Origin of the sequence: Candidatus Kosakonia sp. 282A-S69 (genome assembly GCF_029433855.1) — a bacterium.
Classification (GTDB): domain Bacteria; phylum Pseudomonadota; class Gammaproteobacteria; order Enterobacterales; family Enterobacteriaceae; genus Kosakonia; species Kosakonia cowanii_A.
On the sequence record NZ_JAROAU010000001.1, the window covers coordinates 145,850 to 162,245 of the forward strand.

Sequence of the window (16,396 nt, forward strand, 5' to 3'; positions counted from 1 at the left end):
TTTGGAGACAGTGATAATAGTCTGATGTCGGGAAAAGCCGACACTTTTGCCCCCAGATCGAAAAACCCCCTTCCCGATTAAGGAAGAGGGCCTGTTTTACTGCCGGATCTGATTTAGCCGAGCTGTTTACGCGCGTTGCGGAAGATACGCATCCACGGGCTGTCTTCGCCCCAGTTTTCCGGGTGCCAGGAGTTAGCAACGGTGCGGAAAACACGCTCCGGGTGCGGCATCATGATGGTGACGCGCCCGCTTTCGCTGGTTACGGCGGTAATACCGTTCGGCGAACCGTTCGGGTTTGCCGGGTAGCGCTCGGTTACGCTGCCGCTGTTATCGACATAGCGCAGCGCCACCAACCCTTTGCTTTCGAGCTGTGCCAGATGGGCGGCATCACGCACTTCGACACGCCCTTCCCCGTGCGAGACGGCGATAGGCATATGCGACCCGACCATGCCATTCAGCAGCAGCGACGGGCTTTGCGTTACTTCCACCAGGCTGAAGCGCGCCTCGAAACGATCGGAGTGGTTACGCACAAAGCGCGGCCACAGTTCGCTGCCGGGGATCAGTTCACGCAGGTTCGACATCATCTGGCAGCCGTTACAAACCCCCAGCGCCAGAGTTTGCGGACGGTGGAAGAAGGTTTCGAATTCGTCGCGCACGCGCTCATTAAAGAGGATCGATTTCGCCCACCCTTCGCCCGCGCCGAGCACGTCGCCATAAGAGAAGCCACCGCAGGCGACCAGCGCGTGGAAGCTCTCCAGCCCGCTGCGCCCGGCCAGCAGATCGCTCATGTGAACATCAACCGCGTCAAACCCGGCGCGGTGGAACGCCGCCGCCATCTCAACGTGGGAGTTCACGCCCTGCTCACGCAGCACGGCGACTTTCGGACGCGCGCCGGTGGCGATAAACGGTGCCGCGATGTCCTCATTAATATCAAACGTCAGCTTCACGTTGAGGCCCGGATCGTTGTCGTTGGCTTTCGCCTCGTGCTCCTGATCCGCGCACTCCGGATTATCGCGCAGGCGCTGCATCTGCCAGGTGGTTTCTGCCCACCACATACGCAGCGTGGTGCGGCTTTCGCTGAACACCGTCTGGCCGTCCGCTTCAATCACAAAGCGATCGCCTTCGACCGCGCGACCGAGATAGTGCACTACGTCGCTTAAACCGTACGCTGCCAGCACGCTCTCCACCGCCTCGCGATCGGCTGCGCGTACCTGAATCACCGCGCCCAGCTCTTCATTAAACAGCGCCGCCAGACGATCGTTGCCCAGCGCGGCGATGTCGACATTGACGCCGCAGTGGCCGGTAAAGGCCATCTCCGCCAGCGTCACCAGCAGACCACCGTCGGAGCGGTCGTGGTAGGCCAGCAGTTTTCTGTCCGCCACCAGCGCCTGAATCGCATCATAGAAGCTTTTCAGCTGCTCAACGTTACGCACGTCCGCCGGTTTGTCGCCCAGCTGGCGGTAAACCTGCGCCAGCGCCGTTGCGCCAAGCGCGTTGCTGCCCTTGCCGAGATCGATTAACAGCAGGGCGTTGTCGTCGATTGAGAGCTGCGGCGTCACGGTATGACGCACATCTTCAACGCGGGCAAAGGCGGTGATCACCAGCGACAGCGGCGAAGTCATCTCGCGCTGCTCGCTCCCCTCCTGCCAGCGGGTCTTCATCGACATTGAGTCTTTGCCCACCGGAATGGTCAGACCGAGCGCCGGACAGAGCTCTTCGCCCACCGCTTTTACCGCCGCATAGAGACCGGCGTCTTCACCCGGATGTCCTGCCGCGGCCATCCAGTTGGCGGAGAGTTTGATACGTTTGATATCGCCGATGTGCGTCGCCGCGATATTGGTCAACGCTTCACCGACCGCCAGCCGCGCCGAGGCAGCAAAGTCGAGCAGCGCCACCGGAGCACGTTCACCGAGCGCCATCGCTTCGCCGTAGTAGCTGTCCAGGCTGGCGGTGGTCACCGCGCAGTTGGCAACCGGGATCTGCCACGGGCCGACCATCTGGTCGCGCGCCACCATGCCGGTGACCGTACGGTCGCCAATGGTGACAAGGAAAGTTTTCTCCGCCACGGTCGGCAGGTGCAGCACGCGGTTTACCGCGTCAGCCACGGTAATGCCGTGGGTGCTGAAGCTGTCGCCGCTGGCCTGGCGCGTTGCCACATCGCGCGTCATCTTCGGCGTTTTGCCAAGCAGCACATCCAGCGGCATATCGATCGGTTGGTTAGCGAAGTGGCTGTCGTTCAGCATTAAGTGCTGCTCTTCGGTCGCGTCGCCAATGACCGCGTAGGGCGCGCGCTCGCGGCGGCAGAGTTCGTCGAACAGCGGCAGCTGATCCGCCGCCACCGCCAGCACATAGCGCTCCTGGGATTCGTTACACCAGATCTCCAGCGGGCTCATACCCGGCTCGTCGCTGAGAATATCGCGCAGCTCAAAGCGGCCGCCGCGACCACCGTCGCTCACCAGCTCCGGCATGGCGTTAGAGAGGCCGCCCGCGCCGACATCGTGAATAAAGAGGATTGGGTTGGCTTCGCCCAGCTGCCAGCAGCGGTCAATCACCTCCTGGCAACGACGCTCCATCTCCGGGTTATCACGCTGCACCGAGGCGAAGTCAAGATCGGCATCGGACTGGCCGGAGGCCATTGACGAGGCTGCGCCGCCGCCAAGACCGATATTCATCGCCGGCCCGCCGAGCACGATCAGCTTGGCACCGACCACGATCTCGCCTTTCTGCACATGATCTTCACGGATGTTGCCGATCCCGCCGGCCAGCATGATCGGCTTGTGGTAACCGCGCAGCTCTTCGCCGTTGTGGCTGTTGACCTTCTCTTCATAGGTACGGAAGTAGCCATTCAGCGCCGGACGGCCAAACTCGTTGTTAAATGCCGCGCCGCCCAGCGGGCCGTCGGTCATAATATCAAGTGCGGTAACGATACGCTCCGGCTTGCCGAAATCCTCTTCCCACGGCTGCTCGAAGCCGGGAATACGCAGGTTGGAAACGGAGAAGCCGACCAGCCCCGCTTTCGGCTTCGCGCCGCGCCCGGTAGCGCCCTCATCGCGGATCTCGCCGCCGGAGCCGGTTGCCGCGCCCGGCCACGGTGAAATGGCGGTCGGGTGGTTATGCGTCTCCACCTTCATCAAAATATGGGTCGGCTCCTGGTGGAAATCGTAGCGACCTTCTCCGCGGTCGGCATAGAAGCGCCCCACGGCAGACCCTTCCATCACCGCCGCGTTATCTTTGTAGGCAGAGAGCACATAGTCCGGCGTTTTTTCGAAGGTGTTCTTGATCATTTTGAACAGCGACTTCGGCTGCGGCTGCCCGTCAATCACCCAGTCGGCGTTAAAGATTTTGTGACGGCAGTGCTCCGAGTTCGCCTGGGCGAACATGTAGAGCTCGATGTCGTTCGGGTTGCGCCCCAGGCGCGTAAAGGCATTGTGCAGGTAATCGATCTCATCTTCGGCCAGCGCCAGGCCGAGACGCAGGTTGGCGTCGATCAGTGCCTGGCGGCCTTCGCCGAGCAGATCCACGCTCTGTACCGGCGCGGGCTGATGGTGCTCAAACAGACGCGCGGCGTCCGCTTCCGCGTTAAAAACGCTCTCCATCATGCGGTCATGCAGCTGCGCCGCCACCTCTTGCCACTGGGCTTCGGTCAGGCTGGCAGCTTCCACGTAGTAGGCCACGCCGCGCTCAAGGCGGTTGATCTTTTCCAGACCACAGTTGTGCGCAATGTCGGTAGCTTTTGATGACCAGGGAGAGATGGTGCCGGGACGAGGAGTGACGAGCAGTAATTTTCCGGTTGGGGTGTGGCTGCTGAGGCTTGGGCCATATTTCAGCAGACGCTGGAGCCGGGCGTACTCTTCTTCGGTGAGCGCCGCGTTGAGGTCGGCAAAGTGAGTATATTCGGCATAAATATTGCTCACCGGCAGGTTGGTGGCCTGAAACCGTGCCAGCAGTTTGTTAATACGGAATGCGGACAGGGCAGGCGAACCACGCAGAATTTCCATCATAAGTCTCTCGTCTTCGATTACGAAGCGTCGGGGACGCTTAAAGTGTGCACCAGGGGAAAACGGGCGTCATTATAGAGAATCCTGACGCGCGACGAAACCGTTTGCGTGGAAATAAAAAGCCCCGATGATTTTTAACAATAGCTGTGGCCGAATGCTGTAATTTGTTGCCAACTGCCGTTTTGTTACGCAGAATGCCGCTAAATCAGCAGCAACCCCCTTGCTGTGATTGTGAAAACCTGTTGAGGCAAAGTACGGCGCAGAGAATTAACTCCTTGAAAAGATTTCAGATTAATTATCTGCTCATCGGCATTGTCACCCTGCTGCTGGCAGCAGCGCTGTGGCCATCAGTCCCCTGGTTTGGCAAAGCCGATAATCGCATCGCGGCTATCCAGGCGCGCGGGGAGCTGCGCGTCAGTACGATTTCGACTCCGCTTACCTACACCTCCATTAACGGCAAAAATTACGGCCTCGATTACGAGCTGGCGCAACAGTTTGCCGACTACCTCGGCGTGAAACTGAAAATTACCGTGCGCCAGAACATCAGCCAGCTGTTTGACGACCTCGATCATGACAATGCCGATATGCTCGCCGCCGGGCTGGTCTATAACAATGAGCGCGTCAAAAGCTACCAGACCGGGCCGGTCTACTACTCTGTTTCCCAACAGCTGGTCTATCGCGTCGGCAGCTATCGCCCGCGTACGCTGGCGGAAGTGAATGAGAGCCAGTTGACCATTGCGCCCGGACATGTCGCGCTGGACGATCTGCGTGAGTTAAAAGAGAAGAAGTATCCCAATCTCAGCTGGAAGGTGGATGAGAAACTCGGCACCACCCTCCTGCTCCAGCAGGTGGTCGACGGCAAACTGAGTTATACCGTCGCCGATTCGGTGGCGATCAGCCTCTTTCAGCGCGTTCACCCGGAGCTGGCGGTGGCGCTCGATATCTCCGATGAACAGCCCGTCACCTGGTTTAGCAAGCGCGACGACGACAATACCCTCTCTGCGGCGATGCTCGATTTCTTCAATACCATTAATGGCGAGGGGATCCTCGCAAGGCTTGAGGAGAAGTATCTCGGACATGGCGATGGCTTTGATTATGTCGATACCCGCGCCTTTTTACGCGCCGTTGATAGCGTACTGCCACAGTTGCAGCCGCTGTTTGAGAAGTATGCGCAGCAGATAGACTGGAAGTTATTAGCGGCGATTTCATACCAGGAGTCCCACTGGGATACGCAGGCCACCTCGCCGACGGGCGTGCGCGGGCTCATGATGTTGACCCGCAATACGGCGCAGAGCCTGGGGCTGAGCGACCGAACCGATGCCGAGCAGAGCATCAGCGGCGGCGCGCGCTACCTGCAGGATATGATGAGCAAAGTGCCGGACAGCGTGCCGCAGGATGAGAAGATCTGGTATGCGCTGGCGGCCTACAACATGGGCTATGCACATATGCTCGACGCCCGTGCGCTGACGGTGAAGACCAAAGGCAACCCGGACAGCTGGGCAGAGGTGAAACAGCGCCTGCCGCTGTTAAGCCAGAAGGCCTACTACAGCAAATTACGCTACGGCTATGCCCGCGGGTATCAGGCGTATGCCTACGTTGAGAATATCCGTAAATATGAGATTAGCCTGGTGGGGTACCTGCTGGAGAAAGAGAGGGAGCTTGCCAGGACGCTCAAGCTGGCGCAGAGCTACCCGGCGGTGTCGAGTGACGAGCTTGATCAGCCGACCTACGGCGTGTTGCCCTTCAGCGCGCTGACCGTCGACGAGGCGTTTGGTCACCATTCCGTTTTACCACAGGATACGCTGCAGCTAAAAGTAAACCGCTGAGGGCGTTGCTATAAAACCAAGCGCACTTACCCGTAGGCCTGTTGAGGTGAAGCCGCCATCAGGCATTGTCTGCCGAATGGCGCTTCGCTTATCCGGCCTGCAAAGGCAAACGACCTACCCCCAGGACTGATAAGGCGTAGCCGCCATCAGACGTTACCGGTTTTCAGCGCTTTCTTCTCCAGCCGACGCTGGCGGAAGAAATCACTTAACATCGCGGCACACTCGTCGCGCAGCACGCCTTCGGTAAACTCGACCCGGTGGTTCATTCCCGGGTGGTGGAGCACATCCATCAACGATCCTGCCGCGCCGGTTTTCGCATCCCGTGCGCCAAACACCAGATGCCCGATCCGGCTATGCACCATTGCGCCCGCGCACATTACGCACGGCTCCAGCGTGACATAGAGTGTGGTGTCGATCAGCCGGTAGTTTTGCAACACCAGCCCGCCCTGGCGCAGCGCCATAATCTCCGCATGAGCGGTAGGATCGTGACGGCCAATCGGGCGATTCCACCCTTCGCCAATCACCCGATCGTTATGCACCAGCACCGCGCCAACGGGGACTTCACCCTCTTCCCAGGCGCGCTTCGCCAGCGTCAACGCATAACGCATCCAGTGTTCGTGAGTCAGTTCGGGATTGGACAAAGGTATTAACTCCAGCAATTCAGGCGGGGCGCATTATACACACCCCTAATACGATCGACACTACTCGAGTTGCTGCAGTTCGCCGCGCGGCGTAACGCGCCAGCGGTGCTGGCAGAAGTAGAGCAGCGGGTTGTCCTGTTTACTGTCGCTGTAGCCGCTGTAGAGACGCAGCGGCGTACCAATTTTGCGCTCTAATTGCGCGACTTTTTCATGGCCGAGGCAGCGCATCGTCAACACCCAACCGCCGTAGCCGCGGGTCATCTGGCTGGCAATGACATTGACGCGCGGCAGCCAGGGAGTATCGAAATAGACCTGCTCAACCAGCGACTGCGGCGAGCCGGTGATCAGCCAGATATCCGCATCCGAAGCGGCCAGATAGTTGGTTAACCGCGTCTGTACCACCGGAAAGGCCGTGACGTGCCCGCGAAACCAGGCGGCGAATTTCTGCTGTAAGGCGTTGAGATGGCGCTCGCTGTGACCAAAGGTGCACCCCCATAACAGCAGGCTCATCGGCCAGCGCGCGGCGCGGCCCTTAATCAGAAGCCCGACGCCAATCACCGGTAACAGCGGCAGCACAAGCAGCGCATTGAGCGGGTGATGACGCAGCAGATAGCGCAAAAAGGTGCCGAACATATCCTGCTGATGTAATGTTCCATCAAGGTCAAAAAATACAACGCGGCGTTCACTGGTAGCCAAAAGATATTCCTCTGTGGGTTAACGCTCCATCGCCGGGACGCTCCGTTTGGCGATTACACTACAACTAGCCTAACAGATAGATCCTGACTTTTCCGGTAACAGCCTGTTATCAATACCTGCAATAATACGCGCCACGCTTTCTCTCCCTCACTCATTACAGGTGACAATGACTCCAGCAACCCGCACAACGCCGCGCCGCGCATTGCAAATCTCTGCTTTTCGCCACCTCTTTTTTGCCCGCCTCCTTACCGTGCTGGGCAACGGCATCGCGCCAATCGCACTGGCTTTCGCGGTGCTCGATATTGGCGGCTCGGCGGCCGATCTCGGTCTGGTGGTGGCGGCTCGCTCGCTGTTTAACGTCGCCTTTTTATTGATTGGCGGCGTGCTGGCGGATCGCTACTCCCGCAGCCGCGTGATGGTGCTCTCCTCCCTGGTTGCCGCCCTTTCGCAGGGCACCGTTGCCTGGCTGGTGCTTGATGGCTCGGCCAGTGTCATGTTGCTCGCCCTGCTCGGCACGCTTAATGGCGCGGCGGCGGGCATCGCCCTTCCCGCCTCCTCTGCGCTGGTGCCGCAGACCGTACCTGTTCACCTTCGCCGCGAAGCAAATGCGCTGTTACAACTTGGGATTTACAGCGGGACGGTAATTGGCGCCTCGCTCGGCGGTATCCTGACCAGCGCGGTCGGCCCCGGCTGGGGGCTGGCCATTGACGCGCTCGGCTTTGCCGCTTCGGCGCCGCTCTATTACGCAATTCGCGTCGGTACGATTAAGGCCGCAGAGGCGACCAGCAATATCCTGCAGGATCTGCGCGACGGCTGGAAAGAGTTCGCCAGCCGCCCGTGGGTCTGGTCGGTAGTGGTGCAGTTCACCCTGATTAACGCCGCCTTCAGCGGCATCGTGATGGTGCTCGGCCCGGTGATTGCCGACAGCGCTTTTGGGCGAACGCAGTGGGGGTTGATTATCGCTGCGCAAAGCGTGGGTCTGATTGCCGGCTCGTTCCTGGCGCTGCGCTGGCGGCCTAAACGCGATCTCTTTATCGGCGTGGTGCTGATGGCATTCTGCGCCGTGCCCACCTGGCTGCTCGGCCAGGCGGCACCGGCTCTCTGGCTGATGGCAGCATTCTTTTGCGCCGGGATCGTCTTCGGCCTTTTCGGCGTGGCGTGGGCGCAGTCGCTGCAAACGCACATTCCGGCAGAGAAACTGGCGCGGGTCTATGCCTGGGATGCGATGGGCTCGTTTATTGCCATTCCGGTGGGCGAACTGGCGGCAGGGCCGCTGGCGATACATTTTGGCAGTGAAACAGTGTTAACCGCCTCGGCGCTGGTGGTGATCCTCGCCTGTATTGGTGCGGGCCTTGTGCCGGCGATCCGCCGTCTGGAGAGTGCCCCGCAGGTGAAATCGAGCGGGGCTGGCCTCTCCAGTTGATCGCTATCAAACGCCGCGCGGAGAAACTTTGTGCTGCCAGAATTTTTAATTCATAATCACCGCCCATGGATGGAATAGTTAATTCATCCGCGTAATACACCATGGCAGTGAATTACGTGAACACCCCGGAGATCGTATGAACTGTTTGATCCGCATTCGCCAGCGTTATCCCGGCCTTGCGCAGAGTGATAAAAAGCTGGCGGAATTTCTGCTCGAAAACCCCGATCGCGCCCGCCATTTAAGTTCGCAGCAGCTGGCGGCTGAAGCGGGTGTCAGCCAGTCGAGCGTGGTGAAGTTCGCGCAGAAGATGGAGTTCAAAGGCTTCCCGGCGATGAAGCTGGCGATCAGCGAAGCGCTGGCCAGTAACCCCAACCCTTACTCCGTGCCGGTGCATAATAAAATTCGCGGCGATGACGCCCTGCGCGTCGTCGGCGAGAAGCTGATTAAAGAGTACCAGAGCGCGATGCACGCCTCGCTGGATGTGAACAGTGAAGAGAAGCTGCTGGAGAGCGTGCGCCTGCTGCGCGAGTCAAAGCGTATCGTGCTGACCGGTATCGGCGCATCGGGCCTGGTGGCGCGCAATTTTGGCTGGAAGCTGATGAAAATTGGCCTTAACGCCATTGTCGAACAGGATATGCACGCACTGCTGGCGGCGGTGCAGGCGCTGGAGCCGGGCGATCTGCTGCTGCCGGTCTCCTACTCGGGCGAACGGCGCGAGATCAATATGGCGGCTGATGAAGCGTTACGCGTCGGGGCAAAGATCCTCGCGATCACCGGCTTTACCCCCAATGCGTTGCAACAGCGCGCTACCCACTCGCTCTACACCATTGCGGAAGAACAGGCGACGCGCAGCGCGGCGATCTCCTCCACCAGCGCTCAGATGATGCTGACCGATCTGCTCTTTATGGCGCTGGTACAACAGGATCTGGAGCATGCGCCGGAGCGCATTCGCCACAGCGAGGAGCTGGTAAAAAAACTGGTTTGAGCAGGTAATCATCGTATAATGCCCGCCCTGTTTGTGTTGTTTCTGAGATTTTCCTGATGGCGCTGTTAATTACCAAAAAATGCATCAATTGCGATATGTGCGAGCCGGAGTGTCCGAACGAGGCGATTTCGCTGGGCGAGAGCATTTATGAGATTAACAGCGATCGCTGCACCGAGTGCGTGGGCCACTACGAAACGCCTACCTGCCAGAAAGTGTGCCCGATCCCCAATACCATCCTTAAAGATCCGGCACACCCGGAGAGTGAAGAGCAGCTGTGGGATAAGTTTGTGCTGCTGCATCACTCCGACAAAATCTAACTCTCGATAATCACCGTCGCACAGGCGTAGTGGCGCTCATCTGCCAGCGTCACATGCACTGAACGCACGCCCATCCGCTCTGCCAGCCGTTCGGCTTCCCCCCACAGGCGCAGGCTCGGCTTTCCGAGCTCATCGTTAAACACTTCGAATTGATTAAACGCCAGGCCGTTGCGAATGCCGGTACCGAGCGCTTTTGCCGCCGCCTCTTTCACCGCAAAGCGTTTGGCGAGAAAGCGCACCGGCTGCTGATGCGCCTCGTAGAGAGCCCACTCATTAGGGCTGAGCACGCGTTTCGCCAGCCGATCGCCGCTGCGGGCGACCACGGCTTCAATGCGTGTGATCTCAACGATATCGGTGCCCAGGCCTAAGATCGCCATTATGCGCGTGCTTCCAGCATCAAACGTTTCATCTCTGCCACCGCCTCTTTCAGGCCGCTCATCACCGCACGGCCAATAATTGCGTGTCCGATATTCAGCTCGTGCATCTCTGGCAGCGCGGCGATAGCTTTTACGTTGTGGTAGGTCAGACCGTGACCGGCGTTCACTTTCAGCCCAAGGCTGGCGGCATAGGTCGCGGCATTGGCGATGCGTTCCAGCTCTTTCGCCTGCGCGGCCTCGTTTTCAGCATCCGCGTAACAGCCGGTGTGGATTTCGATCCAGGGCGCGCCCACTTCCGCTGCGGCTTTGATCTGCGCGTGATCAGCATCGATAAACAGCGATACCAGAATGCCCGCCTGCGCCAGGCGCTGGCAGGCATCGCGCATTTTGTCGCGCTGACCGGCCACGTCCAGCCCGCCTTCGGTGGTCACTTCCTGACGTTTTTCCGGCACCAGGCAGCAGAAGTGCGGCCTGGTTTCACACGCAATTGCCAGCATCTCATCGGTAACGGCCATTTCAAGGTTCATGCGCGTGTGCAGCGTCTGGCGCAGGATACGCACGTCTCTGTCGGTAATATGGCGACGATCTTCACGCAGATGGACGGTAATGCCATCGGCTCCCGCCTGCTCGGCAATAAAGGCCGCTTGCACCGGATCCGGGTAGGCGGTACCGCGCGCGTTGCGCAGAGTGGCAATGTGATCGATGTTTACGCCCAACAGTAATTCAGCCATGACAATCCTCAGTTTCGCAAAATTTCCGGCGCGGGCTTCGCCCCGCCTGGTCTGTGATCCTGCCGCTAGCGCTTAGGTACGAACTGCCGGAATAACTCCCGGCTTTTTAGCGGCTTGCCTCCAAGATACGGCTTCAGGGCAATGCGGGTAAAGCGCTTTGCGGCGCGCAGCGTGTCGCTGTCCGGAAACTCCCGCTCGGAGAGCGCGCGTAAATGTCTTCCGGTGAAGGTGGTGTTGTCGACCACTACGCTTGCGATAAAGCCCTTCTCTTCGCGGTAGCGATAGGTCATGCCATCTTCCACCGCCTCACCGCTCCCCGCACAGTGCAGAAAATCGACGCCGTAACCGAGATGGCCGAGCAGCGCCAGCTCAAAGCGACGCAGCACCGGCTCCGGCGAGCCACTGACGCCGGCCAGCGCCTGGATACAGTGCAGGTAATCAAAAAAGAGTTCGGAGAAGCGTGTCTCATGCTCCAGCACGCGGGAGATGAGTTCGTTGACATAGAGACCGCTGTAGAGGGTGATGCCGCTTAACGGCAGCGCCAGTGAGACGGCTTCGGCGCTACGCAGGGTTTTGACTTCACCACGCCCGCCAAAGCGCACCAGCAGAGGCGTAAAAGGCTGTAAGGCACCTTTGAGGTTGGAACGTTTGGAGCGTGCGCCTTTAGCAACCAGGCGCACACGACCGGACTCTTCCGTGAAGAGATCCAGCATTAAGCTGGTTTCGCTCCAGGGACGGCTATGAAGAACGAAGGCACGCTGCCATCCCTCCATTCGGTGTTACTCAGAGATCGTCGACATAACCGAGACTGCGCAGCGCGCGCTCGTCATCGGCCCAGCCCGATTTCACTTTGACCCACAGTTCAAGGTGAACTTTGGCTTCGAACATCTCTTCCATATCTTTACGGGCTTCGATGCCGATGGTTTTGATTTTGGCGCCTTTGTTGCCAATCACCATCTTCTTCTGCCCTTCACGCTCAACGAGGATAAGCCCGTTGATGTCATACCCGCCGCGCTCGTTGGTAATAAATTGCTCGATCTCCACGGTGACCGAGTAGGGCAGCTCTGCGCCAAGGAAACGCATCAACTTTTCACGGATGATCTCAGAGGCCATAAAGCGCTGAGAGCGGTCGGTGACGTAATCTTCCGGGAAGTGGTGAATCGCTTCCGGCAGATGTTTGCGTACGATGCTGGCGATGGTGTCGACGTTGGTGCCGGTTTCCGCAGAGAGCGGCACGATGTCGAGGAAGTTCATCTGGCTTGCCAGGAATTGCAGGTGTGGCAGCAGATCGGCCTTCTCCTGCACGTTGTCCACTTTGTTCACCGCGAGGATCACCGGCGCTTTGCCGTCGCGCAGCTTGTTAAGCACCATCTCGTCATCCGGCGTCCAGCGCGTGCCTTCAACCACGAAGATCACCAGCTCAACGTCACCGATAGAGCTGCTGGCCGCTTTGTTCATCAGGCGGTTGATGGCGCGCTTCTCTTCCATATGCAGACCTGGGGTATCGACGTAGACCGCCTGGTAAGCCCCTTCGGTATGGATGCCGACGATACGGTGGCGCGTGGTTTGCGCTTTACGGGAGGTGATCGAGATCTTCTGCCCGAGCAGCTTGTTCAGCAGTGTGGATTTGCCGACGTTGGGACGCCCAACGATGGCGATAAATCCGCAGTAGGTGTTTTCAGTTTCAGTGCTCATTCCAACTCCAGTTTTTTCAGCGCCTGTTCGGCGGCAGCCTGCTCCGCCTTGCGACGGCTGGAACCCGTGCCAACCACCGGTTCGCTCAGGCCGCTGACCTGGCAGTGGATAGTAAATTCTTGATCGTGCGCTTCGCCACGCACCTGCACCACCAGATAGGAGGGCAGCGGCAGATGGCGACCCTGCAAGAACTCCTGCAGGCGCGTTTTCGGATCTTTTTGTTTATCGCCCGGACTGATTTCGTCGAGGCGCGTCTGATACCAGCTGAGGATCAATTGCTCAACGGTCTGGATGTCGCTATCCAGGAATACCCCGCCGATCAATGCTTCTACGGTATCCGCTAAAATCGATTCACGACGAAAGCCGCCGCTTTTCAACTCACCCGGCCCGAGGCGCAGGCACTCGCCCAGTTCAAATTCGCGGGCGATTTCTGCCAGCGTATTGCCGCGTACCAGCGTTGCGCGCATGCGGCTCATGTCACCTTCATCCACGCGTGGGAAACGGTGATAGAGGGCATTGGCGATCACAAAACTTAAAATTGAGTCGCCGAGAAATTCGAGCCGCTCGTTATGTTTGCTACTGGCGCTGCGGTGAGTTAAAGCCTGCTGCAACAGATCGTGATGTTGAAAAGTGTAGCCCAGCTTCCGCTGAAGCCGATTAATTACGATGGGGTTCATGCGTTACCAATAAATAAATGCGTCAACAATGCAGCACACGAAACCGACCTGAAGAACCAACGCGGTTTCGTGTGCTGTGGCACCCGGAGGGCCAGCCTTAAACTTCGGGGGAATATTCTATACGCAACGAGGAGGGATGTCGTTAGTAAGAAGGGAATAATCCTGGAAATAATTCGGGGCGCAATAAGCGTAATTACGCCCCGCTGAATCAATGAATTCCGCCGATACGATTCAGGCGCACGCCTGTCGGCCATTCACCTTCCTGTTTCTCGAAACTCATCCAGATTGCCGTCGCGCGCCCAACCAGATTGGCTTCCGGAACAAAGCCCCAGTAGCGGCTGTCTGCGCTGTTATCGCGGTTGTCACCCATCATAAAGTAGTGACCCGGCGGCACAATCCAGGTGGCCAGCGGCTGGTTCTGCTGACGGTAGTAAATACCGAGCTGATCCTGCGCGATAGGTACGTTGAGAATGCGGTGCGTTACGTCGCCCAGCGTCTCTTTACGCTCGGTGAGCCGCACACCGTCTGCCATGCTCTGCCCTTTTGCCATCTGGAAGAAGCCGCTGCTCGCTTCGCCGCCGTTACGACGGCCAAAGGTCTGCACAAAATCGCTCTCTTCCACATTGCTGTAGGTTACAGGCAGCGCATTGCCACACGCCTGACCAGAACTGCAATTTGGCTGCACGGTAACCTGTTTAGTCACCGGATCGTAGCTCACTTTATCGCCCGGCAGGCCGACCACACGCTTGATGTAATCCAGACGCGGATCGTCCGGATACTTAAATACCGCTATGTCGCCGCGTTTCGGATGACCGGTTTCGATCAGCGTTTTCTGGTAAATAGGATCTTTGATGCCGTAGGCAAACTTCTCCACCAGAATAAAATCGCCGATCAGAAGCGTTGGCATCATGGAGCCTGACGGGATCTGAAAGGGTTCATAGATAAATGAACGCACCACCAGCACAATTGCCAGCACCGGAAAGACCGAGGCGCCCGTCTCCAGCCAGCCCGGTTTCGGACCAACTTTTTTCAGCGTCTTCGCATCAAGCGCATCGCCCGTCGCTGCCTGCGCAGCGGCCTGACGCTCCCGGCGTTTCGGTGCAAAAATAAACTTATCCAGGCACCATAAAAAACCCGTCACCAGCGTCGCGATCACCAGGATCAGGGCAAACATGTTCGCCATGCCAACTCCTTTAGGTTATTTGCTCTCTTTGCCAACATGGAGAATGGCGAGGAACGCTTCCTGCGGCAGCTCGACGTTACCGACCTGCTTCATGCGTTTCTTACCCTCTTTCTGTTTCTGCAACAGCTTTTTCTTACGGCTGACGTCACCGCCGTAGCACTTCGCCAGCACGTTTTTACGCAGCTGCTTCACGGTTGAGCGGGCAATAATGTGGTTGCCGATCGCCGCCTGGATCGCGATATCAAACTGCTGACGCGGGATCAGATCTTTCATCTTTTCGACCAGTTCGCGGCCGCGATATGGCGCGTTATCGTTGTGGGTGATCAGCGCCAGCGCATCCACGCGCTCGCCATTGATCAGCACGTCAACGCGTACCATGTTGGAGGCCTGGAAACGCTTGAAGTTGTAATCCAGCGAGGCGTAGCCGCGCGAGGTGGACTTCAGACGGTCAAAGAAGTCGAGCACCACTTCCGCCATTGGGATTTCGTAGGTCAGCGCTACCTGTTTACCGTGGTAAACCATGTTGGTCTGCACGCCACGTTTTTCGATACAGAGCGTGATAACGTTGCCGAGGAACTCCTGCGGCAGCAGCATATGACACTCGGCGATCGGCTCGCGCAGCTCTTCGATGTTGTTCAGCGGCGGCAGCTTGGAAGGGCTGTCGACGTAGATCACCTCTTTGTTGGTGGTCTGCACTTCATACACAACGGTCGGTGCCGTGGTGATGAGGTCGAGATCGTATTCACGCTCCAGACGCTCCTGGATGATCTCCATATGCAGCAGGCCAAGGAAGCCGCAGCGGAAACCGAAGCCGAGCGCGGTGGAGCTTTCCGGTTCATAGAACAGAGAGGCATCGTTGAGGCTCAGCTTGCCGAGGGCGTCACGGAAGTTCTCATAGTCGTCGGAGCTGACCGGGAAGAGACCGGCGTAAACCTGCGGTTTCACCTTTTTAAAGCCGGGCAGCGCTTTGTCTGCCGGGTTACGGGCAGCGGTCAGGGTATCCCCTACCGGCGCGCCGAGGATATCTTTGATGGCGCAGACTAACCAGCCTACTTCGCCGCACTTCAGTTCGGTACGGTCGATCTGCTTCGGCGTGAAGATACCGAGACGGTCAGCGTTATAGACCTGCCCGGTGCTCATCACTTTGATTTTGTCGCCTTTACGCATGGTGCCGTTTTTAATACGCACCAGCGAGACCACGCCGAGGTAGTTATCGAACCAGGAGTCGATGATCAGCGCCTGCAGCGGAGCGTCAGGATCGCCTTCCGGCGGCGGAATGTCGCGCACGAGGCGCTCGAGCACGTCAGGTACACCAACGCCGGTTTTCGCCGAGCAGCGCACCGCATCGGTGGCGTCGATGCCGACAATATCTTCAATCTCTTCCGCCACGCGCTCAGGATCGGCAGCCGGCAGGTCGATTTTGTTTAACACCGGCACCACTTCCAGATCCATCTCCATCGCGGTGTAGCAGTTCGCCAGTGTCTGCGCTTCCACGCCCTGGCCTGCATCAACCACCAGCAGCGCACCTTCACAGGCGGCCAGCGAGCGGGAGACTTCGTAGGAGAAGTCGACGTGACCCGGGGTGTCGATAAAGTTCAGTTGATAGGTTTCGCCATCGGTGGCTTTGTAATCCAGCGTCACGCTCTGGGCTTTAATGGTAATGCCGCGTTCGCGCTCAAGATCCATGGAGTCCAGCACCTGGGCTGCCATTTCGCGATCGGAAAGACCACCGCAAATCTGAATAATACGGTCAGACAGCGTCGATTTACCGTGGTCGATGTGAGCGATGATCGAAAAGTTACGAATATTCTTCATAGAGTGAGATTTTATGCCTTACGAGTAACTAA

General features: G+C 58.4%; 14 protein-coding genes. 4 read left to right on the forward strand and 10 right to left on the reverse strand.

Going from position 1 to position 16,396, the window contains the following annotated elements; translation table 11 throughout:
* Nucleotides 1–113: 113 nt before the first annotated feature.
* On the reverse strand, nt 114–3,971 hold the full coding sequence (gene purL, locus PU683_RS00665; protein ID WP_431190924.1) for a phosphoribosylformylglycinamidine synthase: 3,858 nt from the start codon (nt 3,969–3,971) through the stop codon (nt 114–116).
* Nucleotides 3,972–4,192: 221 nt separating this feature from the next.
* On the opposite strand from purL, the gene mltF reads away from it, so the two are divergent.
* Nucleotides 4,193–5,824 (forward strand): membrane-bound lytic murein transglycosylase MltF, encoded by a 1,632-nt coding sequence (gene mltF, locus PU683_RS00670; RefSeq protein WP_431190915.1) that lies wholly within the window; start codon nt 4,193–4,195, stop codon nt 5,822–5,824.
* Between the two features lie 146 nt (nt 5,825–5,970).
* On the opposite strand, the gene tadA is transcribed toward mltF, so the two are convergent.
* Nucleotides 5,971–6,483 carry a tRNA adenosine(34) deaminase TadA gene (tadA, locus tag PU683_RS00675; RefSeq protein WP_431190916.1) on the reverse strand — a complete coding sequence of 171 codons (513 nt, stop codon included), beginning with the start codon at nt 6,481–6,483 and terminating at the stop codon, nt 5,971–5,973.
* A 42-nt stretch (nt 6,484–6,525) separates the two neighbouring features.
* Nucleotides 6,526–7,161: a phosphatidylglycerophosphatase C gene (yfhb, locus tag PU683_RS00680; protein WP_277169648.1), complete on the reverse strand. Its 636-nt coding sequence runs from the start codon at nt 7,159–7,161 to the stop codon at nt 6,526–6,528.
* Between the two features lie 166 nt (nt 7,162–7,327).
* On the opposite strand from yfhb, the gene PU683_RS00685 reads away from it, so the two are divergent.
* The 3 genes from PU683_RS00685 to PU683_RS00695 all read left to right on the forward strand — a co-directional run bounded on the left by PU683_RS00685 (nt 7,328) and on the right by PU683_RS00695 (nt 9,886).
* Entirely contained in the window at nt 7,328–8,584 is a 1,257-nt protein-coding gene (locus PU683_RS00685; protein WP_277169649.1) for an MFS transporter, read from the forward strand.
* A gap of 136 nt (nt 8,585–8,720) precedes the next feature.
* Nucleotides 8,721–9,569 carry a MurR/RpiR family transcriptional regulator gene (locus tag PU683_RS00690; RefSeq protein WP_277169650.1) on the forward strand — a complete coding sequence of 283 codons (849 nt, stop codon included), beginning with the start codon at nt 8,721–8,723 and terminating at the stop codon, nt 9,567–9,569.
* A gap of 56 nt (nt 9,570–9,625) precedes the next feature.
* Nucleotides 9,626–9,886: a YfhL family 4Fe-4S dicluster ferredoxin gene (locus tag PU683_RS00695; protein WP_277169651.1), complete on the forward strand. Its 261-nt coding sequence runs from the start codon at nt 9,626–9,628 to the stop codon at nt 9,884–9,886.
* Here the strand turns inward: PU683_RS00695 and acpS are convergent.
* The 7 genes from acpS to lepA form a co-directional block, all read right to left on the reverse strand.
* The gene (acpS, locus tag PU683_RS00700; protein WP_277169652.1) at nt 9,883–10,263 is read right to left on the reverse strand and encodes a holo-ACP synthase; all 381 of its coding nucleotides are present in this window, start codon (nt 10,261–10,263) and stop codon (nt 9,883–9,885) included. The genes PU683_RS00695 and acpS overlap by 4 nt on opposite strands.
* Entirely contained in the window at nt 10,263–10,994 is a 732-nt protein-coding gene (gene pdxJ, locus PU683_RS00705) for a pyridoxine 5'-phosphate synthase (RefSeq protein WP_277169653.1), read from the reverse strand. The genes acpS and pdxJ overlap by 1 nt, the downstream gene beginning before the upstream one ends.
* Before the next feature lie 65 nt (nt 10,995–11,059).
* On the reverse strand, nt 11,060–11,767 hold the full coding sequence (recO, locus tag PU683_RS00710; protein WP_277169654.1) for a DNA repair protein RecO: 708 nt from the start codon (nt 11,765–11,767) through the stop codon (nt 11,060–11,062).
* Nucleotides 11,768–11,777: 10 nt separating this feature from the next.
* On the reverse strand, nt 11,778–12,689 hold the full coding sequence (gene era / locus PU683_RS00715; RefSeq protein ID WP_277169655.1) for a GTPase Era: 912 nt from the start codon (nt 12,687–12,689) through the stop codon (nt 11,778–11,780).
* Nucleotides 12,686–13,366: a ribonuclease III gene (gene rnc, locus PU683_RS00720; RefSeq protein ID WP_076768826.1), complete on the reverse strand. Its 681-nt coding sequence runs from the start codon at nt 13,364–13,366 to the stop codon at nt 12,686–12,688. Before rnc ends, era begins: the two co-directional genes overlap by 4 nt.
* Before the next feature lie 208 nt (nt 13,367–13,574).
* A complete protein-coding gene (gene lepB / locus PU683_RS00725; RefSeq protein WP_023481224.1) occupies nt 13,575–14,549 on the reverse strand; it encodes a signal peptidase I in 975 nt (324 codons plus the stop codon).
* 15 nt (nt 14,550–14,564) lie between these two features.
* Entirely contained in the window at nt 14,565–16,364 is a 1,800-nt protein-coding gene (gene lepA / locus PU683_RS00730; protein WP_277169656.1) for a translation elongation factor 4, read from the reverse strand.
* Between the last annotated feature and the right edge of the window lie 32 nt (nt 16,365–16,396).